Genomic DNA, 21,047 nt, shown 5'->3' with positions numbered 1-21,047 from the left:
ATAAAAATCGGGCGTGCCGCAGACACGCCCTTCCATACTAAGGCTCTTACTTTTTAATTTCCGTATATAAGTGGAACAGTTCCGGCAGGATGATCTTTTCCATGCCTACTTTAATCAAGCTGGGCAGGCCGGGCAGGCAAAATACCATGCACTGATGAACCAGGCCGGCCGTCGAGCGGTAGGCCATGGCCTGCACGCCGCAGACGCGGCGATAGGCGAAATACGTAAGCATTTCGGAAAATCCGGGAATTTTCTTTTCAAAGAGAGGCTCTATCGCCTCCAGCGTCACGTCCCGCTTGGCAATGCCCGTGCCGCCGCTCGTAATGACGACGTCGACGCTGCACACCCATTCGTGGATATGACGGGTAATATCCTCTTTATTATCTTTTACGATAGCGTAATCGACGACCTGATGCCCCCGGTTTGTCAGAGCCGACTGAATCATCAGGCCGTTTGTATCATCCGAAAAAGTCCGGCTATTGCTGATAGTCAAAATAGCCGCACGCAAAGGACGTTCTTCAAGTTTCTTTCCCAACGTAATCCCTCCTTACAGTTATACATGCCAATCAGACCTTATCACGAACGAAAACAAATCGACATGCTCTTACTATAGTATTAATTCGACCTTCAGAAGACAAATTCCTACCGGGGATTTTTAAAAAATTTACGTCTTCCTGCCTATTCTGCCGCTCCGCCTGTTGTAAATTTTTTCCTTTTTCGTATAATAAAAGGGTACCTTGTTATGGAAAGGAGCGTTTCGTTTGCTAAAGAAAATAACCGCGTTATTGGCCGTCTTTCTCATGGCCGGCACAGCCCTGGCGGCGGCCATGTTTTTCGACGACAATCCCCGCTATATCCAGGTAGGCCATGACGACACGACGGAATCCTACGTCGACATGAACTCCATCCAGTCTATCCGCTATGACCCGCCGTATTATATCATCAAGGCCACCGTCGTGACGTACGATTATACGACGAACGTCGCTTCAGGATATGAAAACAAGTTTTTCTACAACTTTAAAGCTCAGACCGTCAAAGCGCAAACGCTGTCGACGCTGCTGTACGATGACAAAGGCCTGCCGACCAAGCAGATCATACTGCCCGACCCGGCCGTAAACGCCTGCGACCGCTATTCCGTAAACGGCAAGGCTGCCGACAACGCCTTCTTTACCTGCTACAGCATGACATTTTATCACACCTTTACTAAACAGCCCCCATCTTCAACGAAAAGGAATGAATAGCCATGGATTCACTGCTTCACACCGGCGGCACCTTGCTCACGATTCTCTTCATCGCCGCCGTCCTCTACTCCCTGCTTTCGTCGTTTCGCAAAAAGCGAAAAAAAGCGGCCCGGCAAAAGGACCTGGAAACAAAACAGCACGTACAGGTAGAAAACCTGCACCAATACGACGTCCAGCCGCAGAAGGGCTACTACGCCTATCCCATCGACGCCTCCGACGCCCTTCGCCGCTATCCCCAGCAGTTTACGGCCCTGTCCTTGGTCCTGGCCAACGAGCAGCCCTACTCAGTCTGCCTCATCGGCTTCGCCGAGTTTGAAAAGGGCCAGCTGAAAAACACCCACTATTTTTACGTCCGCCCGCCGGAAAACGACATTACCAATAAAAAATATCCTGAACTGACTTGGGATGTTCTCCGCAAAGCCGACGAATTCGGCGAATACTGGGAAGCCGGCATGAAAGACTACTTCGTCGGCCGCACCCTCGTCGCCCACAACGCGTCCTTCGTCATGGGCTGCATCGCTCACGCGCTGAAAATATACGGCATCGACGCGCCGTGCCTGCGCTTTATCGACACGATGGAAGTAGCCAAGACATTATACCATTTCCCGTCTAATAAGCTGACAGCGATCAGCGAGGAAATGAACATTGAAATGGACGAACAAAACGCCCTCAGCGCCGCCATGGCCGCCGGCCAGTTCCTTATCAAGGCCAAGCAGGACTATCCCCTGTATTTGCCGAACATCCATTTCGCCTACGGCATGCCGACGCAGGACGAACGGCTCGCCGCCGTCGTCGCCGCCGTCGAACGGGAAGAATGCACGGCCGAAGAAATCTTCGCCCCGAACCCGGCCGACATGGACGTCATTCAGACCTTGCTGGATAAAAAATACATCGAGCACGGAGACAAGGAAGGGACGTATTACGCGACAGACGCCGGCCTCGACTTCTCCGAATCGCTGCCCTGACAACCAACGCACACGTATATACTGACATATAAAAAAGATGAGACTGCCTGCAGCGCAGTCTCATCTTTTTTGTATGTCTTTATTTTCGTCCCAATTTGTATATCGTCAGGGCCTTCCACACATCGCCTTTTCTCAAAATGGGCTGGGGAAATTCCGGATGCTCCAGCGCATTGGGATAATACTGCGCTTCCAGGCAGAAGCCGCTGCGGCGGTCAAAGACTGCGCCGCCCTTCCCCAAGGGCGTGCCGTCGAGGTAATTGCCCGTATAAAACTGCACGCCAGGCTGGCTCGTATAGGCCGTCAGCGTAATGCCTGTCCGATTGCCTACGGCATGGGCCATGGGATATACCGTGCCATAGGGCGTAGGCACGGCCTGGGATTCATCGCGGCGGACAATCCAGTTATGGTCGTAGCCGTGGGCCTGGCGGAGCTGGACGTAGTCGTCGTCGATATGGCGGCCAATGGGCGTCAGCTCCCGCAAATCCATCGGCGTGCCCGCGACGGCGACGATGTTGCCGTTCGGCAGGGATTCGGCATCGCTTTCCGTGAAGAAATCGCTGAACAGCTGGATTTCCTGGTCGAGGACGGAACCGCTGCCGCAGCCGTTCAGGTTGAAATAGGTATGGTTCGTCAGGTTGCATACCGTATCGGCGTCGCTGACAGCTTCGTAGCGGATGGTAACAGCGTCGTCGTCCGTCAAATCATACCAGACAGCGACCTGAAGGGCGCCGGGATAATTCCCTTCTCCGTCGGGACTCGTATAGGTCAGTTTCAGCCCTTCTGCCGTTTCTTCGGCTTGCCAGAGCTTTTTATTGAAGCCGGTCAGGGTGCCGCCGTGCAGGTGATTGCGGCCGTTATTGCACTCCAGCTGATAGTCTTTGCCGCCGATGTGCAGACGGCCCCGGGCGATGCGGTTGCCGCAGCGGCCGATGAGAGCTCCGATATATTTGTCTTCGTTCACATAGGTTTCGACGTCGTCATAGCCCAGGACGACATCGACCTCAGCCCCGTCGGCGTCCTTCGTCCGCAGAGCCTGGACATGGCCGCCGTACGTGCAGATGGACAGGGCTGTGCCGTTGGCGTTGGTCAAGGTATAGAGAAAGACGGGCCGGCCATCGGCCAGGCAGCCGAAATCTTTTTTAGAAATAACACTCATGTCATTCACTCCTCTTTTGACTTTTTGCGCACTTGTTCACGCGCACACCTTGTGTTAAAATAGGGAAAACAAAATTAGTGTACATTATATATTTACATCATTCGTAATTCCCAGGAGGGAAATATATGGTAACGATAAAACAAATCGCCGATCTCTGCGGCGTATCCCGCGGCACCGTAGACCGCGTCTTAAACAACCGCGGCAACGTCAAGCCGGAAAAGCGCGAATTAATCCTAGAAATGGCCAAGAAGCTCCACTACAGGCCCAACCCTGCCGGCAAGGCCCTGGCGGCGCAGAAGAGCAATCCCGTCGTCGCCGTCGTCCTGCCCTCCAAGAGCATCCGCTTCTTTGACGACATCATCGACGCCCTGGAAAAGGCGGCCCGAAAATACGAGTCCTACGGCATGCGCACGGTCTGGCACACCGTACGGGGTTACGACGTAGAAGAACAGTGCCATATCCTCGATCAGATCAAGGGGCAGATCAACGCCCTCATCATCAATCCCATCAACGATCCGAAAATAGCGGCCAAGCTGAACGAGCTCATCGCCGCCGGCATCTTCGTCGTCACGATCAATAACGACATCGAGCAGGCCAGCACCCACTACTATGTAGGCAGCGACTACGTAAACGGCGGCCGCACCATCGGCGCGCTGCTGAAGATGTTTTCCCCCGGCCCCTGCCACATCGGCGTCGTCCTGGGCTCGCTGAAGATCTTAGGCCACCGCCACCGCCTGCAGGGCCTCAAGGAAATACTGGGCGGCGATCCCCAGTATGAAATTACGGCCCTCATCGAAGACAACGACGACGATATTTCATCGTACGACGCGACGAAAAACCTGCTGCACCAGCATCCGGACATCAATGTCCTCCTCATCTTGTCCTCCGGCGGCTCCTACGGCACCTGCCGGGCAGCCCTGGCCAGCCCCCGCAAGGACGACCTGCTCATCCTCGTCTTCGACACCATCCCGACGACGCGGGAAATGATGAAGGCCGGCGACATCAAGGCCGCCATCTACCAGCACCCCCACCAGCAGGGCCAAAAGGCGATGCAGCTCGTCTTCGATTACCTGGTCAACGGCATCGTTCCCGACCGGGAAAGGTATATCATGAACAACGAAATACGCATTGCAGAAAACATGTAATCTTATAAAAAAGAGAGGCTTTCGCGAGCCTCTCTTTTTTATTGATGTAACACTATAAGCTGACGATTAGCAGATTTCTACTAAGTCCAGGTCGAACATGACGGCCAGGTCGTGGATTTGTTCTTCCGTCAGGCGGAAGCTCAATACGGTATGGTGGCCGCCGCCGGCGTGAATCCAAGCCGTAGCGCCTTTCTTCAAGCCGACCTTCGGCGTCCAGAGCTGTTTTGCCACAGGAAGGTGGGGCGTTTCCGCTTCGGGCTTGCGGCACGTTACGGGGTAGCTGATAAGGCGGAAGCCGCCGCGGAAATCGGCTACCGTCAAGTTGACGGCATCGCCTTCCGAACCGGTGAAGACGAGGCGGGCCGGGTCTTCTTTATCGCCGATATCCAGGGGATGCACTTCGATGCGCGGCTTGTCGCTGGCAATGGTCGGGTCGACTTCCAGCATGTGCGCACCCAAAATTGCTTCGTGGCCTTTGCGCAGGTCCAGCGTATAGTCTTCCATGAATACGGTGCGGTCGTTGTGCGCCATGATCTTCAGCAGGCGCGTCAGGGCGGCCGTCTTCCAGTCGCCTTCAGCGGCGAAGCCGTAGCCTTCCTTCATGAGCAGCTGCGCAGCCAGGCCCGGGAGCTGTTCCATGCCGCAGAGATCCTGGAAGTTCGTGCAGAACGCCGTATAGCCGCCTTTATCCAGGAAGCGCTTGATGCCCAGATATTCCTTGATTTGCACGCGGACGTTGTGTTCAAATTTTTCCGGCGTGTTGTCGCCTACGACCATCGTATATTCTTCTTTCAGCTGGTCGTATACGGCCTGTACGTCTTCGTCGCTAACGCTGTTAATAACCGGCACGAGGTCGCCGACAGGCCAGTAGTCGACGGTCCAGCCCAGGCGAATCTGCGCTTCTACCTTGTCGCCTTCCGTGACGGCTACGTCGCGCATCGTATCGCCAAAGCGGCATACCTTGATGTTGAAGCTTTCGTTGTAGGCAACGGCGACGTCCTGCCATTTGGCGATTTCATCCTGTACGTCTTCGTCTTCCCAGTAGCCGTATACGACTTTGTTCTTCAGATTCAGGCGGGCGTTGATGTAGCCGTATTCGCGGTCGCCGTGCGCGCTCTGGTTGAGGTTCATGTAATCGAAGTCGATCGTATCGTAGGGGATGTTGTTCAAATACTGCGTTGCCAGGTGGAGAAGCGGTTTCTGTAGGAGCATGGTGCCGCGAATCCAATTTTTCGCCGGCGAGAACGTATGCATCCAGGTAATGACGCCGGCTACGTTGTCGTTGTAGTTTACGTCCTTCATGAACTGCGTAATGCCGTCGGCCGTCGTCATGACGCCTTTGTATACGACCTTGTAGGGCAGCTTGCCGCTGGCGTTGAGCTTGTTGACCATATCTTCCGTATCGCGGTCTACGTTGCGGAGCTGTTCTTCGCCGTACAGATACTGGCTGCCGGCGACAAACCAAAATTCATAATCTTTTACTTGTAACATGGAAGGTTCCTCCTTATATATGTGAATACTAATGCTAAATGATCTTATTTTTTCTGCCCGTAATAGGCGTTGGCCCCGTGCTTGCGGTAGTAATGCTTATCCAGCAGGTACTGGGGCACGCGAATGTCGGCGCGCGTGAGCTGGAGCGCGTGGTAGTTCATTTCGGCGACGACTTCCAGAATCTTAGCCGTCTCTACGGCCTTCGCCGCCGTCGGTCCCCACGTAAAGGGCCCATGCTGTTTTACCAGTACGGCCGGAACGGCGTCGGGGTCGATGCCCCGTTCGGCAAAGGTGCGGACGATGACCTTGCCCGTATTTTCTTCATAGGCGCTTTCGATTTCTTCCTTTGTCAGCGCGTCGGTCACGGGCACGTCGCCGTAAAACGTATCGGCATGAGTCGTGCCCATAGCTTCGAGGTCTACGCCGGCCTGGGCGAAGGATACGGCCCAGGGAGAATGGGCGTGGACGATGCCGCCGATATTGGGAAAGGCCTTGTACAATACGGCGTGCGTCATCGTATCGCTCGACGGGTTTAAGTCCCCTTCGACGACCTTGCCGTCCAAATCTACGACGACCATATCGGCAGGCGATAATTTTTCATATTCTACGCCCGACGGCTTGATGACGAACAGGCCCTGTTCCCGGTCGATTCCCGACACGTTGCCCCACGTAAAGGTGACGAGCTCCAATTTCGGCAGGCGCATATTCGCTTCATAGACCTGCTGCTTCAATTCTTCTAACATACTATATCCCTCCCGGCAGGATTACTCTGCCAACGTGCGGCCCGCTTCGGCTTCGACAGCCAGGGCCCGCTTATAGTTTTCAATAAAGGCGTTGCAGCCTTCTACGCCTTCGGCGTTCGGCGTCAAGGTGACGCTCTTCGGATGGCGGAATACCCGTTCATCGAGGAAGTCGGCCAAGGTTTCGCCGTCCTGACGGACTTCCATGTATACGGCCAGTACGGCCATGCCCCACGGGCCGCCTTCGCCAGCCGTATCCATAATGGTAATCGGCATGTTGAGGGCGTCGGCCAATACCTGCTGGCCGATGACCGGCGTCTTGAACAGGCCGCCCTGGGCAATCATGACGTCCGTTTCAATGCCTTCTTCCTGAACCAGGATATCCATGCCTATTTTCAGCGGCGCAAAGGCTGCGTACAGCTGGGCCAGCATGAAGTTCGGCAAGGTAAAGCGGCTGTGCGGCGTACGGACGAACAGTGGCCGGCCATTGTCGATGCGCGTTACGTTTTCGCCCGACAAATAGCTGTAGTTGACCAGTCCTCCCGCATCCTTGTCGGCCGTGCCGGCCAGGTTGAACAGCGTTTCATACAGCTTGTCCGGCCCGATCGCCAGTCCCGTCGCCGCGGCAAACTGTCCGAACAGGTCGACCCAGGCGTTGATGTCCGACGAGCAGTTATTCGTATGTACCATGGCGACAGGAGCCCCGTCAGGCGTCGTGACGACGTCAATATCTTCATGGACGCCCTGCAGCGGCCGGTCCAATACGTTCATGGAAAAGGCCGACGTGCCGACGGAAATGTTGCCGGTCCGTTTGCGGACGCTGTTCGTGCTGACCATGCCCGTACCGGCGTCGCCTTCAGGCGGAGCCATATGGCTGCCCTGTTCCAGACGGCCTGCCGGATCGAGGAGGCGCGCCCCTTCTTCCGTCAAAGTACCGGCACCTTCCCCGGCCCGCAGCACTCTCGGCAGGAGGTCGGCTAGCTTCCACGAATAGGGCCTTACCGCTTCCAATTCGTCGAACAGGGACAGCATCTTCGCGTCGTACGTGCCAGTCCTTTCATCAACTGGGAACATTCCCGACGCGTCGCCGATGCCCAGGACTTTTTCGCCGCACAGCTTCCAGTGGACGTATCCGGCCAAGGTCGTCAGGAAGGCAATCTGCGGCACATGGTCTTCGCCGTTCAGGATAGCCTGATACAAATGAGCGATGCTCCAGCGCTGGGGAATATTGAAATGGAAGGTTTCCGTCAGCGCCTTAGCGGCCTGGCCGGTAATATTATTTCTCCACGTGCGGAAGGGAACGAGCAGTTCCCCCTGGGCATCGAAGGCCAGGTAGCCGTGCATCATGGCGCTGACGCCGATAGAGCCGATGCGCGTCAGCGGCACGTGGTAGCGGCTCTGCACGTCGGCCGCCAGCTGGGCATAGCAGGCCTGAATCCCCTTCCATACTTCATCCAGCGAATAGGTCCACACGCCGTCGCGCAGGGCGTTTTCCCAGCCGTAGCTGCCCGAAGCAATGGTCTGGCAGTCGTAATTGACGAGAACCGCTTTAATGCGGGTCGAGCCGAGTTCAATCCCTAAGGCCGTTTCGCCGGTTTTAATGTTCGCTGCAACCTTTAATAAATCCATGAGACAAGTCCTTTCTCCCGTAACGGAATACATTAATTATCTTCTCTTCGTTCCCTGCGCTTCGATTTCTTCCAGCGTGTGGCCGCGCGTTTCGGGGACGCATTTCGTCACGAAGCATACGCCGAGCATGCAGATGACGCCGAAGATAGCGAAGACGATTTCCTGCGGCATCGAAGCCGTCATGATGGGGAACAACAAGCCGACCAGGAAGGAGCCGATCCAGTTGAAGGACGAAGCCATGCCGGACGCCCGGCCGCGGATGGCCAGCGGGAAGATTTCACCGACGATAACCCAGGTCAGCGGGGCCCATGTGAAGGAATAAAAGGCAACGTAAATGCACAGGAAGAATACGATCATCATCGGGTTCGTGTCCGGCATGATGCTGTTGATGATAGCCGGCAGGATAAAGGACAGGCCCATAATCGTGCCGCCGACTTTCAGCAGCGTGCGGCGGTTGAACTTATCGGCAATGACCAGGAAGACGAGGGAGCCCAAAACGAGAAGAACGCCCTGAATAATCGGCCACATGAGCTGCGAGCTGGCGGCATGTCCTGTCGCCGTTTCGACGATCAGGGGAATGTAATAGAAAATCGCGTTGGCCCCCTGGAATTGCTGGAATGCGGCGACGCCGATACCGGCGACGACCAAGTACTGGTATTTGCCGCTGAACAACATTCCCCAGGAGCTGTTTTGCGCAGCATGGGCTTCGGCGGCGACGGTTTCCTGAATTTGTTTCAATTCCGGTTCTACTTCGTCGCTGGGACGGATATAGCTCAGCGTACGGCGGGCTGCATCCAATAAGTTATGACGGACGAGAAAACGCGGCGATTCGGGAAGGCGAAGGACGCCGAAGAACAGGATAATAGCCGGAACGGCAGCTAAGCCGAGCATTAAGCGCCAAGCGTACATTTCAGGCAAATCCTTCAGCAAATAGTCGACGATGTACGATAGCAGCATGCCCGATACGATCATCGTCTGGTTGATGCCGGACAAGCGGCCCCGCAGATGAGCCGGAGCCATTTCCGACATATAAGCCGGCACGAGAGCCGACGCGGCGCCAACGGCCAAGCCAAGTAAAATACGAACGCCGATCAGGTAATATTGGCCGTTGTCCGGAGCAATCCCCGACAAGACAGAGCCGACGACGAAAATCAGCGCAGAAATCAAAATCATCTTGCGGCGGCCCAATTTATCGGACAGCTGACCTGCCAGCGCGCCGCCGAAAATAGCGCCGAACATGACGGCCGACGTAATCCAGCCGATGATGCTGGCATTGCCGTGCAGCCCCCAGTCGTCCTGCAGGAAGGGCAGCGCCCCGGTCATAACGCCGATGTCGTACCCAAACAAAATACCGCCAAAAGAGCCGAAAAAGTAAATAAAAGAGCTGGATATCTTTTTATTATCTTTTTCCGCTGTGCTCGTGTTCATTTCTTCATTCCTCCACTCAGCAATACGTACAATTAAAATATGTTTTTTTCTTACTTTTTATAAATTGTGTTCGAACACAGTTTTGTTATGTATATCCTATCCCTTTGTAAACCTTTTGTCAATAGTGTTCACGAGCACATTTTCTCATAAGACGGCGCCAATCGCACAGGACAGCGCATTGTTAACCATAACCAGTAGGAGGAATCCCCCTATTTTACGCCGTCTTTCACGACTTGCAGTTTACGCATTCTTTACGCGGCGCCGGCAAAAAAATGTATTGTTCAGGCTCTGCGCCCAAAACGCCGGCACTTTTCCCTGCCTATCCGTTGACAAAGCCCTGCAACCGTGATAGAATTTCTATTGTTATATTTTATTAAATTTTTATATGAGGTGATGTAGAAAATGGCAACGAGGAGAGAAGCACGTTTTAAGCAATGTCGCCGGTTCGGACTCAATGTGTACGGACATCCTAAGGCATTAAAACGTGTGAAGAAAGAACAGCGTCAGAAAAAGATGTCTGAATACGGCACACAGTTACTGGAAAAACAGAAGCTTCGCGCATACTACAATTTGCTCGAACGCCAGTTTGTCCGGTATTATGATAAAGCCAAGAAGATGGAAGGCGTTACTGGCGAAAACATGCTGAAATTGTTGGAATGCCGTTTGGATAACCTGGTATACCGTATCGGTTTTGCAAACTCCATTCGTCAGGCCCGCCAGATGGTCAACCACGGCCACATCTTGGTAAACGGCAAACGTTGCGACATTCCGTCGGCACACGTAAAAGTAGGTTCCGTTATCACGCTGAAGGAAGCTTCCCGCGCTAACGAAATGTACAAAAAATCCTTCCAGGAATTGAAAACCTTCGATGTTCCCTACATCGAAAAGAACTTCGACGGCTTCGAAGGCACGCTGACACGTATGCCCGAACGCTCCGAAATTCCTGTAGAAATCAACGAAACACTCATCGTCGAATTGTACTCCAAGTAGGACTACGATTTCCGGGCATTTCAACAGATTCAAAAATCACAAAAATGCAGCAAAAAAGCGGATTTCCCAAATATGGGATTTCCGCTTTTTTCTCGTTTTTTCAACTTTTTTTGCCTGTTTTTTGCCTCTGCTCCCCAACTCCTACACGTCTTCCTTTTTGCTGTATGAGCTTCATCACCGTTAGCATTCGGCCCGGCCGTTACTCTTTACTTAATTTCGTATTTTAAATATACGGGGCGTGCATCTTTGTGAGTGTCTGCCGCATAGGCAGCTTAGAAAAACACTCGGGGTAATTGCCTCTTATTTTACCTATTTTTCGTTTATGCCCATAAATTACTAATCTTATGGGCATAAACTATTGATTTTATGCCCATAAAGTGTTATAATAATTATATAGAAAAACTACTTAAGACGGCTACCGGCAATGGAAGGCTGTAAAGGAGGAATTAAAATGAGAAAATTTTATAAGGTTTTCGGCAGAAATAGCCATGGTGACGACGTATATCTTGGCTGGGTAGATGAAAGTTTACACCCAGTACGATGGGATATTCTTGGTTTTGACAAGGTTATGGATGACTTAGGTTGTGAGGAAATCCCTGACCCTGTCGATGAGGATATGGTTTCTGCCGAGGGGAAAAAGTTCTTTGCTGTCGAAGTTTATAGCGAAGAAATGCCCCCGGAAGAAGTCGACCAGCTGGTCGACGATTAGTAAGTATTCAAGCGGCAGAAATGCCGCTTTTTTTGTTATTTTTATAGGAGGAATCAATATGGGAAAAGTCAAGAAAATTTATATGAACGAGCCGTTAGAACTGCTTGCTGAGCAAACAAAGGCCGACAGCCGTCGAAATGGCGGCTTTAGCCGCGCGCTGGGGCTGATCGTCAACAGCTATCAAATTTTGATGACGCTCTCACCTCTCCCGGAGTTTTCCGACGGAGAAAAAGAAGTCCTATATAATATTCTTTGGGGCTCGAAAGTCACCGCTTCAAAAATCAAGGACTTGCATTTAGATGTGTTGGATTACTTTGGGTGCTCTACAGATAATGAGTTATACAAAAAAATTGAGGCTTTGAATATCGTCCAGCGTGTCCGCCTGGTAAATGAATTGTTATATGGCCTCGACACAAGTATTGACTACGAAATTAACAGCAAAGAATACAGCGAAATTACTGCCGAGGAGGAAGAACAATGAATAAAATCAATTTCATTGGAATCATATCCGCTACGAACTGCAACCCGAACGGCGATCCGCTGTTAGGTAATCGCCCCCGGACAGATTACGACGGCTACGGAGAAATTACGGACGTTTGCATAAAGAGAAAAATCCGTAATCGGCTGCAACTTGCCGGGGAACGAATTTTATTGCAGACCCATGACCGTATTGACGACGGATGTATCAATGTAAAGGAACGTGCAAACCTTCCGGAAGTTCGTAAATTACTAAGCAAGAAAAAAGAAACAGACGCAATATCCGTTCTCTGTCGTGAGTTTTTTGATGTCCGAGCCTTCGGCATGGTATTTTCCATGCTCCCCTTTAAAAGCACCTTGATTTCTGGGGTTAAAGGCCCTGTTACTATGTCCATGGGGCGCTCTTTGGATATTGTGACTATTCGTGATATTCAGATTACGCGGTCAGGCAATATCACGAGCGAAGAAGGCCGCGGCCCGGAAACCTACGGCATGTCCCTTCCTAAGATAGATTATGGTGCGTATATGTTCTTTGGCGGTATTACGCCAGTCATTGCTCAAAAAACCGGCTTTTCTGACGAGGACGCGGAAAAATTAAAAGCGGCCATGCTGGATATGTTCCAGACCGACGCATCCATCGCCCGCCCGGACGGAAGCATGTGCGTTCCCCTTCTCTACTGGATTAAGCATGAATCCAGCTTAGGAGTTTGTAACCCTGTATTAATAAAAAAGGCTATCAAGATAGCCAAAAAGGACGGGATTGACTCCCCGCGCCGCTGGGAAGATTACGAAGTAGATGATCATGAACTCTTTAAGATTCCAAAATTGACAATCGAAAAATATACCTTGTAAAATACGCAAAAAAAAAAGAAGGCGCGTACCGGGAACTATCTATTCCCCGGTACGCGCCTTCTTTTTGTCTGCACTGTTTTATGTAGGATAATCGTATGCTGCCGAATGGCAGCGGTGTCGCCGGTTACTGCTGCGACAAGGCAGCGGTTTCCGCTTCGTCCGCCTTATCCAACACCTTGACGATGACTTTCTTTGCAAAAGACCAGATCAATTTAATACCGCCGTTGATCAGCAGCTTATTCCTGATTTTGACCCATGTCGACGCGGAAGCGTCGGCTTCGGCGGTCTGCTCGGCCGCAAAGTCGGCGATGGCGTCGTCGACGGCCGGGATGATGCTGTTTACAACGACATCTTTAATCTGGCCCTTGAATTCCCCCAGAATATCCAATACAACCTCTTTGATGATATCTTTCAAGTCTTCCCCGTTCATAATTTATCCAGCTCCTTTTCGATGCGATTGACGACGGATTTGTTGGCGCCGTCCAGTAAATTGATGTAGGCCTGATTCCGGGCCTTGACCCATGCTGATTCCGTGCTGCCGATTTCAGCAATCAGCCGGGCCTGCAATTCCTTCTTTCGGTCGTCCAGTTTTGACTTGATTAAGGACGACACAAGAGACTTTAACAAGCTCATGATCGCGGTGCTCACCCCCTTTCATTGTCTGCGGCAGATAAAAGGGATCACCTCCTCATTTAAACGTCTTTCAAAAGGCCCTGCGCGCGGTAGAAATTCGCATTCCCTCGCAGCTCATCGCCGCCGCTCCAGCGGGGCGAACCTTCACGCAGGACGAGCAAGTCCCAGCGTTCGACGGTCGCATCCGGGCCGTACGGATCATGGCACCACAGACCGTCCTTGTTGTCGGCAGCTTCGGCGTGCGTCATGACGCGCTGTAAATCAATCGTCAAATCCAACGCGTCGGCCAATACGCAGACAACCTGCGCAATGGCGTTCAGCTGGGCCTCTGTCGGCGGATATGCCCCCAAACGGTACTCGTCGACGGCATCTAAGGCGCAGCATAACGTGATAGCGACGCTGCCAGTATTCCGCATGTACGTTGCTTCCTTTATCATGGCCAAGTTGTCCGTCGTGACCCAGACGCGGCCGTCGCCGTCAATATTGACGTGATAATCCGCAAACTTGGTGTAGTAATCTCCGCCGGTCCAATGGCAATACAGTTTGACATCGCGGCCCATGTTTCGCGCTGCCGTCCACAAATCATTGTAGGCTGCCCTGGCCATGTTTTTTAGTTCCTGTAAAGTTACCTCGCGCATCATATTACATCACAATCCCCTTCACTGCTTTTTCTTCGCTACCAAACAAATAAACGCACCAGTCTTCGGCCAGCAAATCCGTCTGACTTGCCAGCCATGGCACCACTTCGCCGGTAGCTGTCTTCATGGCGATAAATCCGCCATACAGCACCTTTCCACCTTCTCCGGCCAAGTGCTTACCTGCGTCTGTTTTTGGCTCATGATAGGCCGACGGAACATAATAAATGAACATTCCTTTTCCATTCCAGCCTATCCGGCTAACCTTGCCGCCAGATTTTAATACTTCCAGTGCCGCACTGAAATCTAAGCATCCTTCATACATCATCATTTCCGCTCTCCCTTCTCTTCCTTTTCGCTGGCGAGCTGTTCAAGCGTCTCTCTCAATTTTTTCGGGATAGGAAGCCCGGCCTTCCCGGCATTTTCCAGTATGGACAGGCCTTCGTTTGCAATGAAGAACCATACGACAAACGGCTGCGTCAATGTCGACTGACCCAGGGCCATATCCAGCTCGTGAGACAAGGCTACAAGGCAAAGAATGACCATCTTTTTGCAAAATCCGGCGAATCCCTTCTTGCTGTTGAGCTTCATATTGGGATTAATATAAGCCGCTGCTATGCCGGTAATGTAGTCTATGGCCATGATGACGACCAGTGCCTCGTGAATATCGCTCCATCCCGTAAAATGCGTAATCAATGCTCCCGCCGCCGACGCCACCGCCCCCCATTCTATTTCTGTCTGGACTGGAATCAGGCTCCGCATCCAGCCGAGCAGGGCCGTCATCATGTCGCAACCTTATTATCAGTTCTATCCCCTTCAGTAGCACTATTGGGCTCCGGAAGCGGCTGGGAACGAGGACATTCCGGATTTGTGCAGAGCTCATACAAAAGCCCTTCTTGTTGTTTCATTGGGCGTCCACACAAAAAGCATTTTTTGGTTGTTTCCATTACAGCTCACTCCTTTTCTGAACATATTCAGCTTGTAAAGCCTGCCGTTCCTGCCGTAGCTGATCGGCGTACTCTTCGTCTTGATCCACCGTAGCCGCGACAATAATTGACGATTTATTTTCATCTAACTTTGCAGCATATTCATTATCCAACGCAGATAGCTTTGCCGCTTGCGCCTCTTCCGGCGTAGGAACATATGGCGGTTTAGGGATATATGTTCCATCATTTTGGCGGATATACGGCTGATTATCAGCGTTATTTCCTAATAAATTCATATAATCCGCCGTGCTGACCTCAATAAATCCCTGTTCTTTATATTTGGCAATATCTGTCTCACTCATAAATGCAGCGTCGTGCGTTTCTCCACTATTGCCGTCCGCATCAAACTTAATTAAATAATCTGCTTTTGCCATGTTGTCTCCTCCTGTGTAATATGGGGGTAAAAAGGTGGTAATGGTATGAGAAAACCAAATGGATATGGAAGCATCAAAAAATTATCCGGCAACCGGCGGCGGCCGTTTGTTTTTGTAGTGACCGAAAACGGCAGGCAACGACCGATTGAATACTTTTGCACTCAGATAGAAGCAGAGATCTACGCCGCCGACTACAATAAAATACATCGTAATCACTCCCTCCCAGGTCATAAAATGACATTCGCTGAATTGTATTACCGCTGGCTGCCGGCTCATATTGACGATACTTCGCCCGCAGATAGTACTATCTGCGGCTATAAAAACGCCTTTGCCCATTGCCAACCGCTACATGCCCAGATATTTACAGACATCAAGTATGTGGATTATCAACGTGTCATCGATACCATGCGCCGGCACGGCTTGTCATACAGTAGCGTCAAAAAAGTTCGCTCGCTGATCAGCCTTGTGTCAAAATATGCGGCCAAAATTGAAGCCGCAGATAAAAACTATGCCGAGTTGCTTACTCTCGGAAAAAATAAGCCTGTCCGGCCGCATAAAGTTTTCAGCCGTCAAAAAATAAACCGACTATGGACACACGCTGATGCGTCCGGCGTCGATACGGTGCTTATTCTCATGTACACCGGCATGCGTTGCAGCGAGATGCTTAATTTAGACAAGTCCGACGTCAACCTGCGTCAACAATACATACGTATTACAAAAAGCAAGACTGCTGCGGGGCTGCGTATCATCCCCATCCATAGCCGTATACTGCCGCTTGTGCAGGCCCGTATGATATTGCCAGGGCAGACGCTTATCGCCGACGCAGACGGGCAGCCGTACAACTATGGCCGGTACAGTACTGTTTGGGGGCATGTTATGTCACTGATCCACGCCAGCGGACACACGACGCATGACTGCCGCCACACTGTCGCAACCCTGCTAGATAATGCAGGTGCCAACGAAAACGCAAAGCGTCGAATCCTCGGACATGCAGACGGCGATATTACTGACCGAGTGTACACGCATAAAGGACTACGACAACTACGAAAAGCCATACAATTACTTAAATAGTTGTTACTCTTGCGTTGCGGATTTACAGATATACCGCATGTAAGCTTATATTCTCAATATCTAACAGCCGTTACTGTTGATACTAAAAAATACAGCCGTATCAGCTGATATTTTCGATTTTTTATCATGATAATATCAGCTCATATAGCTGTATTTTCTTATTCTCATTATTTCTAAATTTATTGACAATATGACAATTTTTATAGGCCTCGTCCCCCCTTTTTTATCCACTCTACAGTGGGGATTACTTAATAACGATACAACTAGGAAATTTAATTTTCCTGTTTCTGTAACTCCAACAAAAACAGTCGTGTCAATAGATACTTTTTACGCAACATCACAGCTAATCGAGCTTACATCAACATATGTAGAATGGAGATGCTATCAAGATAAATTTGATGCGCCGGCATCATCTCAATTTTCTGTCCGTATTATCATTATTAGTCATTAGACAGTGGGGATTCGCTTATGTTAATACGGAAATATTACCACCATTAACAGTGGCAACATTTCCACTTTTCGGGACAACATGTTTTTATACTGGTCAGAATAATTTATACGCAAGCACATTCGGATATAACAATGGAAGGATAACAATAGTATGCGAAGCCAGTTATTCCGGAGCTCAAGGGTTTTGGCTTATTCTTTGCAAATAGCTATCCATCGGCAAACAATGTTTCCGGGCGAGACTGCATAATTGTATGTCATATTTTGCCACACGGTAATAGTTTTTCCGCCTGTTAATTCGCCACCTAACGAAAACGCCCCTTCGCCGCTATCAGATACAGATACCACTTGCATGAAATCCTGGTAATGCGACTACTACACTTACTACGTTTGCAAGAGTCGCAGTTCCCCACTGTACGCTACAGTGGGGATTCTCGACTTCAACGGCAACGGGAGTGCATGTTGATTTTCCGATTAAATTTCAAACCGTGCTTTATGGCATTCAAGAATCACACCGTGCCGATTTAAGAGATGACCAAAAGACCGCAGTTATTGCTGGCGCAGATTTGACTGGATTTGGATTATACAACAGCGGTACAACGGGATACGGCTTTAACTGGTTAGCTATTGGTCGTTAGACAGTGGGAATTGGCCACATATGCTAGCTTAGTCGCTACGGCAACATTCCCGATTTCTTTTTCAAATACAGATTATATCGGAATTGCAACCGGCGTGCTGGAAGATGATTCGCAAGCGTATATTCGCGGCATACTGAGAACTCATAAAACAACAAGTAGCTGTTTATTTAGGGCATCCGAAACAGGCGGGCCGGCAGCAGAGTATGTTGTTATCGGCCGATGATAATATACATCACAAAAGCAGTGTCATTGCTGTTATTTGTCAAAAACTTAACTTGTGTTAACGACGATGCATAATCTTGGGATGATATTATCACTGTATTTGTGACTGTTCCTTGATGCATCGCGAAAGCTACTTTAAAAGTAGACAATGCAAGTGGCAGGGTTCTAACAGTATTACAGCTTCCCGTTCCCCACTGTACAATTAGGCCGCCGAAGTTCGGGCCGAATTGGATATACCCATTTTGCGCCATTAGTCCACTGATACCGAGCTTTGCATTCGTGAATTTGCTGCCGCTCCATTGCACATCGGATCCGCTCGCGAGATTACTAACCAGTGTGGCCAGTGTTGCAAGGCTTATATCCGGGGCATCATACCAGTTCCCTTTCCCAGTCACATCCCGAAATCTTCTCCCGAGCCCCGATAAGAGATTGACAAGCGTATCAGTGTCTTTTGTCGGTGTGAGTAAGTCATTCATTGTTAGCGTCAATTTTGAGTGAGCTGAAGGATTATCGTTATGTTCAGTAAGTGATTCACTCGATGCCGAGTTATCATATAAATATTTCATCTTCTGGTCTGCATTATTCATCCACGCATCAAATATTCCGCGATCTGGCGGTTGACTTCCGATAAAATTCAATCCTTCTAAATAATTTCCATCCGTAATAACATACGGGTCTAAGGGCGAGTTTTGAGCCCATATTTTAGAAAAATCGGGCGTTCCTGGCATATTATCACTCCTAACCTAAGTTAATTTCATCCGCAAAGATTCCTTGTTCAAATCCTTTTGCGTTGCGTTGATCTATGAATCCAAAATAATTTTCGTAGTCAAACATAATCGCCCGTTCAAGACCGACTCCCCCGGCGCGAACAACTAGATCAACAGCTCTAGCTAAGGCGATGTCATTTACATCCAGCTTCTTTCCGATGCCAAGCATAATTTTAGCGTTTCCTATTTCCGTTAAAGTGACGTATGGAGCTTCAAAAATTCGCTGAATACTATTTATCGTATCCTCCGCCGTACCGCTGGCCACATCCTTGAAAACTTTTAACCAAAGTATTTTTCGATATTCCGGATCGCTCAAATTAACGCTTTGAAGCCATGTTTCGCCCCTATCTCTGAAGCGGCCTTGCTCAAATCCTAAGGCATTTTCTTGTCCTTGAAATCCAAAAAAGGCTATTTGAATGGCTTCCGAAACTTGTCTCGGTTGATTAACAAGAGTTCCTATTCCATCCAACTGAACACCTTCCCCGGTATCAATCCAGCGATCATTCCGGAGAGCATCGAAAGCCTGTTCCAGCTCATCTAGTTCCTCTCCAATGGCTTCAAGTAAAGCATATATAACTGCTTTATCTTGAAACTGTCCGATGAGATGACTTTTCATATTGTCAGCTCTACTCATCTTGCTTCGTCACCTCTATTCGCGACGCATCAAACACCGCAATCTGGCGCTCATTGATTTCGATATTATTTGTTGTGTATGATCCAGCAACATCGCCAGTACAAGCTGTTAAGCTGATATATCCAACGCCTGTTGTTGCTGAAAAAATAGCTGAAAAATAGCGTTGCAAAATAACATCTTGCCCCACTTCTTGTTCATTTCCCTTGTCCAAAATAGCCTGTGCAATTTCATCAATGCCGGCCGTCGGGAAGGTTTCATCAGGATTTTCTCCGATAACCACTTTTATCCAAACTTTAATCTGTTCCGGTCGATTAAAGTGCATTGTGTGCGCTATCCCTTGCGAATCAACGGCAACACCGCTTTCCTCTCCCCACGTGTCAATTCCGCCAGCCTTTCGATTCCATATCTGTTGAGCAATAGCATCATTTAATCCGCCATCCACTACAGCTTCTATAGAGTGCGGCGGTCGCCCGTCGTCATCTTCTGTATCTGTGTTATTTTCATAGACTCGGCAGGTAGTGACGCCCTCGACATTGGAATAGACTGCTGCGGCGATCGAATCCGTCATAGCTGAAGCCCGGTCATATAAAGAAGAACTCCAGCGCTGCCGCAGGCTGATGTCGGATTCCGCATCCCTCCCGACGGTAGCTGCGACATTATTTGCCACACTATGCCATCCAGCATAGGTCGTAAGAATTTGAGTAATTGTGTTGAGCGCTGGATCGATAGCGCCGGCTGTAGAGCACTGGAAGTGAACTGGCGATCCGATTTCAATAATAGATATGCCAGTTGCGGCTATAGAAAAAGTATTTTTCTGGTCGGCCATGGCCAGCGTCATGGTATCGTTGGCAATAGTAAAGGATTTATCTGTAAAACTAAACTGCGATGACAATCCGACCAATACCGTAGCTTTATCATCGCCGCTTTTTGCCGTATAAGATTTTTGCACTCCGTCGATCGTCAGTGTGTACTGCGCTCCTTCAGACACGTCAGACGCTATCTGAATGGACGCATAAGACGCTTTCCCTGAGTCTATGTAAATATTATTATCTACACAAGTCCAAACCGTTGCATTGGCATCTGAGGCCGAAATTTGAGCCCCATACGGAATAAGCGTCCCATTATCGCCGTAACAAGTGGCTATGAGCGAACTTCGCTCCGCATCGATGAGCGTAATTCCGGCCAAGGCTGCCGCATTGGACAAGGAAACGCCTTCCGCCGTGTTGGGGTACATTGCGTTATAGACGTTCTGGGCCAATTCCCACAGGTCGGCCAACTCATAGGCATATATGCCGTGAAGTTGGCCAAAAATAGAATTACTGCCCGTCTGGATTTCCATTCCTAACTTGTCCGCGACACGCTTATTCAGGCTGTCGAGTATCTCTGGCAGCCGTTTCCGCTTAAACCCTTCTGGGGTAAGTCCGTATTTAGTTTCGGCCATAGCCGAGCAGCTCCTTTCGTTTTACTAATCCGTATATTGTTTCTGCCTCATATTCTACTGCCAACGTCCGGGAAAAGTTATTCATGGCAAGCGTCATCGATTTTACGGACGATACCCCTTCGACGCTGCTGATTTTCTCCATGAGGATTTGCCGGATATGGTTTTCGTTCGGATTTTTGACGAGTATGTACTCTAAATAAGGTACGCCGTCCCGCGTGTCCAAAAACCATTCCCCGAGCCATTCCCGCAGCGTAATCAATATCTGCTGCGCGACCCGTTCGGCGTGATCGATGAGCACGAGGTCGCCGTTCTGGATGACTAAGTCGCCGGTATTGACGTTCATCGCTATATCATAGGCCATGATCTGCCACCCCTT

Annotated in this window: 24 protein-coding genes and 1 pseudogene; 9 read left to right on the top strand and 16 right to left on the bottom strand. The window is 50.3% G+C overall.

Annotated elements, in window-relative coordinates; all coding sequences use genetic code 11:
• Nucleotides 1-46 precede the first annotated feature (46 nt).
• Nucleotides 47-535: a MogA/MoaB family molybdenum cofactor biosynthesis protein gene (locus DKB62_RS10140; RefSeq protein ID WP_107196565.1), complete on the bottom strand. Its 489-nt coding sequence runs from the start codon at nucleotides 533-535 to the stop codon at nucleotides 47-49.
• A gap of 226 nt (nucleotides 536-761) precedes the next feature.
• Here DKB62_RS10140 and DKB62_RS10135 point away from each other — a divergent pair, with 226 nt between their 5' ends.
• Both DKB62_RS10135 and DKB62_RS10130 read left to right on the top strand, forming a co-directional pair.
• A complete protein-coding gene (locus tag DKB62_RS10135; protein ID WP_232818833.1) occupies nucleotides 762-1,241 on the top strand; it encodes a hypothetical protein in 480 nt (159 codons plus the stop codon).
• Nucleotides 1,242-1,243: 2 nt separating this feature from the next.
• Nucleotides 1,244-2,206: an exonuclease domain-containing protein gene (locus DKB62_RS10130; protein WP_107196564.1), complete on the top strand. Its 963-nt coding sequence runs from the start codon at nucleotides 1,244-1,246 to the stop codon at nucleotides 2,204-2,206.
• Nucleotides 2,207-2,285: 79 nt separating this feature from the next.
• Here DKB62_RS10130 and DKB62_RS10125 read toward each other — a convergent pair whose 3' ends face one another.
• Nucleotides 2,286-3,362 (bottom strand): aldose epimerase family protein, encoded by a 1,077-nt coding sequence (locus DKB62_RS10125; RefSeq protein ID WP_107196563.1) that lies wholly within the window; start codon nucleotides 3,360-3,362, stop codon nucleotides 2,286-2,288.
• Nucleotides 3,363-3,487: 125 nt separating this feature from the next.
• On the opposite strand from DKB62_RS10125, the gene DKB62_RS10120 reads away from it, so the two are divergent.
• The gene (locus DKB62_RS10120) at nucleotides 3,488-4,507 is read left to right on the top strand and encodes a LacI family DNA-binding transcriptional regulator (RefSeq protein ID WP_087476853.1); all 1,020 of its coding nucleotides are present in this window, start codon (nucleotides 3,488-3,490) and stop codon (nucleotides 4,505-4,507) included.
• Nucleotides 4,508-4,573: 66 nt separating this feature from the next.
• On the opposite strand, the gene araA is transcribed toward DKB62_RS10120, so the two are convergent.
• Genes araA through DKB62_RS10100 form a run of 4 tightly spaced genes read right to left on the bottom strand, consistent with a single transcriptional unit; the run spans nucleotide 4,574 to nucleotide 9,795 of the window.
• Entirely contained in the window at nucleotides 4,574-5,998 is a 1,425-nt protein-coding gene (gene araA, locus DKB62_RS10115) for an L-arabinose isomerase (RefSeq protein WP_107196562.1), read from the bottom strand.
• Between the two features lie 44 nt (nucleotides 5,999-6,042).
• The gene (locus DKB62_RS10110) at nucleotides 6,043-6,741 is read right to left on the bottom strand and encodes an L-ribulose-5-phosphate 4-epimerase (RefSeq protein WP_095629212.1); all 699 of its coding nucleotides are present in this window, start codon (nucleotides 6,739-6,741) and stop codon (nucleotides 6,043-6,045) included.
• A gap of 21 nt (nucleotides 6,742-6,762) precedes the next feature.
• Nucleotides 6,763-8,367, bottom strand: a complete 1,605-nt coding sequence (locus DKB62_RS10105) for a xylulokinase (RefSeq protein WP_107196561.1) — start codon at nucleotides 8,365-8,367, stop codon at nucleotides 6,763-6,765.
• A 36-nt stretch (nucleotides 8,368-8,403) separates the two neighbouring features.
• On the bottom strand, nucleotides 8,404-9,795 hold the full coding sequence (locus DKB62_RS10100; RefSeq protein WP_087476849.1) for a sugar porter family MFS transporter: 1,392 nt from the start codon (nucleotides 9,793-9,795) through the stop codon (nucleotides 8,404-8,406).
• Nucleotides 9,796-10,197: 402 nt separating this feature from the next.
• Here DKB62_RS10100 and rpsD point away from each other — a divergent pair, with 402 nt between their 5' ends.
• From rpsD to cas7c, 4 genes are all read left to right on the top strand, one after another.
• The gene (gene rpsD / locus DKB62_RS10095; protein ID WP_087476848.1) at nucleotides 10,198-10,785 is read left to right on the top strand and encodes a 30S ribosomal protein S4; all 588 of its coding nucleotides are present in this window, start codon (nucleotides 10,198-10,200) and stop codon (nucleotides 10,783-10,785) included.
• Nucleotides 10,786-11,236: 451 nt separating this feature from the next.
• Nucleotides 11,237-11,494, top strand: coding sequence for a hypothetical protein (locus DKB62_RS10090; RefSeq protein ID WP_107196560.1), 258 nt, complete (start codon nucleotides 11,237-11,239; stop codon nucleotides 11,492-11,494).
• A gap of 58 nt (nucleotides 11,495-11,552) precedes the next feature.
• Nucleotides 11,553-11,975, top strand: a complete 423-nt coding sequence (locus DKB62_RS10085) for a hypothetical protein (RefSeq protein WP_107196559.1) — start codon at nucleotides 11,553-11,555, stop codon at nucleotides 11,973-11,975.
• A complete protein-coding gene (gene cas7c / locus DKB62_RS10080) occupies nucleotides 11,972-12,823 on the top strand; it encodes a type I-C CRISPR-associated protein Cas7/Csd2 (protein WP_107196558.1) in 852 nt (283 codons plus the stop codon). The genes DKB62_RS10085 and cas7c overlap by 4 nt, the downstream gene beginning before the upstream one ends.
• Before the next feature lie 124 nt (nucleotides 12,824-12,947).
• On the opposite strand, the gene DKB62_RS10075 is transcribed toward cas7c, so the two are convergent.
• The 6 genes from DKB62_RS10075 to DKB62_RS10050 form a co-directional block, all read right to left on the bottom strand.
• Nucleotides 12,948-13,253, bottom strand: coding sequence for a hypothetical protein (locus tag DKB62_RS10075; protein ID WP_107196557.1), 306 nt, complete (start codon nucleotides 13,251-13,253; stop codon nucleotides 12,948-12,950).
• Nucleotides 13,250-13,456 carry a hypothetical protein gene (locus DKB62_RS10070; RefSeq protein ID WP_107196556.1) on the bottom strand — a complete coding sequence of 69 codons (207 nt, stop codon included), beginning with the start codon at nucleotides 13,454-13,456 and terminating at the stop codon, nucleotides 13,250-13,252. Before DKB62_RS10070 ends, DKB62_RS10075 begins: the two co-directional genes overlap by 4 nt.
• A gap of 59 nt (nucleotides 13,457-13,515) precedes the next feature.
• Nucleotides 13,516-14,061: an N-acetylmuramoyl-L-alanine amidase gene (locus DKB62_RS10065; RefSeq protein ID WP_232818832.1), complete on the bottom strand. Its 546-nt coding sequence runs from the start codon at nucleotides 14,059-14,061 to the stop codon at nucleotides 13,516-13,518.
• A 37-nt stretch (nucleotides 14,062-14,098) separates the two neighbouring features.
• Nucleotides 14,099-14,422: a DUF2829 domain-containing protein gene (locus DKB62_RS10060; protein ID WP_198643542.1), complete on the bottom strand. Its 324-nt coding sequence runs from the start codon at nucleotides 14,420-14,422 to the stop codon at nucleotides 14,099-14,101.
• Nucleotides 14,419-14,877 carry a phage holin family protein gene (locus DKB62_RS10055; protein WP_232818831.1) on the bottom strand — a complete coding sequence of 153 codons (459 nt, stop codon included), beginning with the start codon at nucleotides 14,875-14,877 and terminating at the stop codon, nucleotides 14,419-14,421. Before DKB62_RS10055 ends, DKB62_RS10060 begins: the two co-directional genes overlap by 4 nt.
• A gap of 160 nt (nucleotides 14,878-15,037) precedes the next feature.
• Nucleotides 15,038-15,451 (bottom strand): hypothetical protein, encoded by a 414-nt coding sequence (locus DKB62_RS10050; protein WP_107196554.1) that lies wholly within the window; start codon nucleotides 15,449-15,451, stop codon nucleotides 15,038-15,040.
• 45 nt (nucleotides 15,452-15,496) lie between these two features.
• Here DKB62_RS10050 and DKB62_RS10045 point away from each other — a divergent pair, with 45 nt between their 5' ends.
• Together DKB62_RS10045 and DKB62_RS12965 are read left to right on the top strand one after the other, a co-directional pair.
• Nucleotides 15,497-16,522 (top strand): tyrosine-type recombinase/integrase, encoded by a 1,026-nt coding sequence (locus DKB62_RS10045; protein ID WP_107196553.1) that lies wholly within the window; start codon nucleotides 15,497-15,499, stop codon nucleotides 16,520-16,522.
• A gap of 878 nt (nucleotides 16,523-17,400) precedes the next feature.
• A pseudogene (locus DKB62_RS12965) lies at nucleotides 17,401-17,607 on the top strand (gp53-like domain-containing protein); the annotation flags it as partial.
• Between the two features lie 209 nt (nucleotides 17,608-17,816).
• Here the strand turns inward: DKB62_RS12965 and DKB62_RS10040 are convergent.
• From DKB62_RS10040 to DKB62_RS10025, 4 genes are read right to left on the bottom strand one after another with little or no spacing between them, the layout of a single operon-like run.
• Nucleotides 17,817-18,557 carry a hypothetical protein gene (locus DKB62_RS10040; RefSeq protein ID WP_115759902.1) on the bottom strand — a complete coding sequence of 247 codons (741 nt, stop codon included), beginning with the start codon at nucleotides 18,555-18,557 and terminating at the stop codon, nucleotides 17,817-17,819.
• Nucleotides 18,558-18,567: 10 nt separating this feature from the next.
• The gene (locus tag DKB62_RS10035; protein ID WP_107196313.1) at nucleotides 18,568-19,230 is read right to left on the bottom strand and encodes a baseplate wedge 1 family protein; all 663 of its coding nucleotides are present in this window, start codon (nucleotides 19,228-19,230) and stop codon (nucleotides 18,568-18,570) included.
• On the bottom strand, nucleotides 19,223-20,671 hold the full coding sequence (locus DKB62_RS10030; protein WP_107196314.1) for a baseplate J/gp47 family protein: 1,449 nt from the start codon (nucleotides 20,669-20,671) through the stop codon (nucleotides 19,223-19,225). The genes DKB62_RS10035 and DKB62_RS10030 overlap by 8 nt, the downstream gene beginning before the upstream one ends.
• A complete protein-coding gene (locus DKB62_RS10025; RefSeq protein WP_107196315.1) occupies nucleotides 20,658-21,032 on the bottom strand; it encodes a contractile injection system sheath initiator in 375 nt (124 codons plus the stop codon). The genes DKB62_RS10030 and DKB62_RS10025 overlap by 14 nt, the downstream gene beginning before the upstream one ends.
• Between the last annotated feature and the right edge of the window lie 15 nt (nucleotides 21,033-21,047).

The sequence above is a fragment of the Megasphaera stantonii genome (genome assembly GCF_003367905.1).
GTDB classification, from domain to species: Bacteria; Bacillota; Negativicutes; order Veillonellales; family Megasphaeraceae; genus Megasphaera; species Megasphaera stantonii.
Note: the sequence above shows the minus strand (reverse complement) of the source record. Positions and strands in the feature narration are given on the sequence as shown.

What these genes read in the sequence shown, in the direction of transcription:
- DKB62_RS10120 (WP_087476853.1), top strand. Translation starts at nt 3,488, where the DNA reads ATGGTAACGATAAAACAAATCGCCGATCTCTGCGGCGTATCCCGCGGC.
- DKB62_RS10060 (WP_198643542.1), bottom strand. Translation starts at nt 14,422, where the DNA reads ATGATGATGTATGAAGGATGCTTAGATTTCAGTGCGGCACTGGAAGTA.
- DKB62_RS10110 (WP_095629212.1), bottom strand. Translation starts at nt 6,741, where the DNA reads ATGTTAGAAGAATTGAAGCAGCAGGTCTATGAAGCGAATATGCGCCTG.
- DKB62_RS10105 (WP_107196561.1), bottom strand. Translation starts at nt 8,367, where the DNA reads ATGGATTTATTAAAGGTTGCAGCGAACATTAAAACCGGCGAAACGGCC.
- DKB62_RS10125 (WP_107196563.1), bottom strand. Translation starts at nt 3,362, where the DNA reads ATGAGTGTTATTTCTAAAAAAGATTTCGGCTGCCTGGCCGATGGCCGG.
- DKB62_RS10040 (WP_115759902.1), bottom strand. Translation starts at nt 18,557, where the DNA reads ATGCCAGGAACGCCCGATTTTTCTAAAATATGGGCTCAAAACTCGCCC.
- DKB62_RS10075 (WP_107196557.1), bottom strand. Translation starts at nt 13,253, where the DNA reads ATGAACGGGGAAGACTTGAAAGATATCATCAAAGAGGTTGTATTGGAT.
- DKB62_RS10085 (WP_107196559.1), top strand. Translation starts at nt 11,553, where the DNA reads ATGGGAAAAGTCAAGAAAATTTATATGAACGAGCCGTTAGAACTGCTT.
- DKB62_RS10030 (WP_107196314.1), bottom strand. Translation starts at nt 20,671, where the DNA reads ATGGCCGAAACTAAATACGGACTTACCCCAGAAGGGTTTAAGCGGAAA.
- DKB62_RS10035 (WP_107196313.1), bottom strand. Translation starts at nt 19,230, where the DNA reads ATGAGTAGAGCTGACAATATGAAAAGTCATCTCATCGGACAGTTTCAA.
- DKB62_RS10100 (WP_087476849.1), bottom strand. Translation starts at nt 9,795, where the DNA reads ATGAACACGAGCACAGCGGAAAAAGATAATAAAAAGATATCCAGCTCT.
- rpsD (WP_087476848.1), top strand. Translation starts at nt 10,198, where the DNA reads ATGGCAACGAGGAGAGAAGCACGTTTTAAGCAATGTCGCCGGTTCGGA.
- DKB62_RS10045 (WP_107196553.1), top strand. Translation starts at nt 15,497, where the DNA reads ATGAGAAAACCAAATGGATATGGAAGCATCAAAAAATTATCCGGCAAC.
- araA (WP_107196562.1), bottom strand. Translation starts at nt 5,998, where the DNA reads ATGTTACAAGTAAAAGATTATGAATTTTGGTTTGTCGCCGGCAGCCAG.
- cas7c (WP_107196558.1), top strand. Translation starts at nt 11,972, where the DNA reads ATGAATAAAATCAATTTCATTGGAATCATATCCGCTACGAACTGCAAC.
- DKB62_RS10025 (WP_107196315.1), bottom strand. Translation starts at nt 21,032, where the DNA reads ATGGCCTATGATATAGCGATGAACGTCAATACCGGCGACTTAGTCATC.
- DKB62_RS10070 (WP_107196556.1), bottom strand. Translation starts at nt 13,456, where the DNA reads ATGAGCTTGTTAAAGTCTCTTGTGTCGTCCTTAATCAAGTCAAAACTG.
- DKB62_RS10055 (WP_232818831.1), bottom strand. Translation starts at nt 14,877, where the DNA reads ATGATGACGGCCCTGCTCGGCTGGATGCGGAGCCTGATTCCAGTCCAG.
- DKB62_RS10130 (WP_107196564.1), top strand. Translation starts at nt 1,244, where the DNA reads ATGGATTCACTGCTTCACACCGGCGGCACCTTGCTCACGATTCTCTTC.
- DKB62_RS10090 (WP_107196560.1), top strand. Translation starts at nt 11,237, where the DNA reads ATGAGAAAATTTTATAAGGTTTTCGGCAGAAATAGCCATGGTGACGAC.
- DKB62_RS10065 (WP_232818832.1), bottom strand. Translation starts at nt 14,061, where the DNA reads ATGGCCAGGGCAGCCTACAATGATTTGTGGACGGCAGCGCGAAACATG.
- DKB62_RS10050 (WP_107196554.1), bottom strand. Translation starts at nt 15,451, where the DNA reads ATGGCAAAAGCAGATTATTTAATTAAGTTTGATGCGGACGGCAATAGT.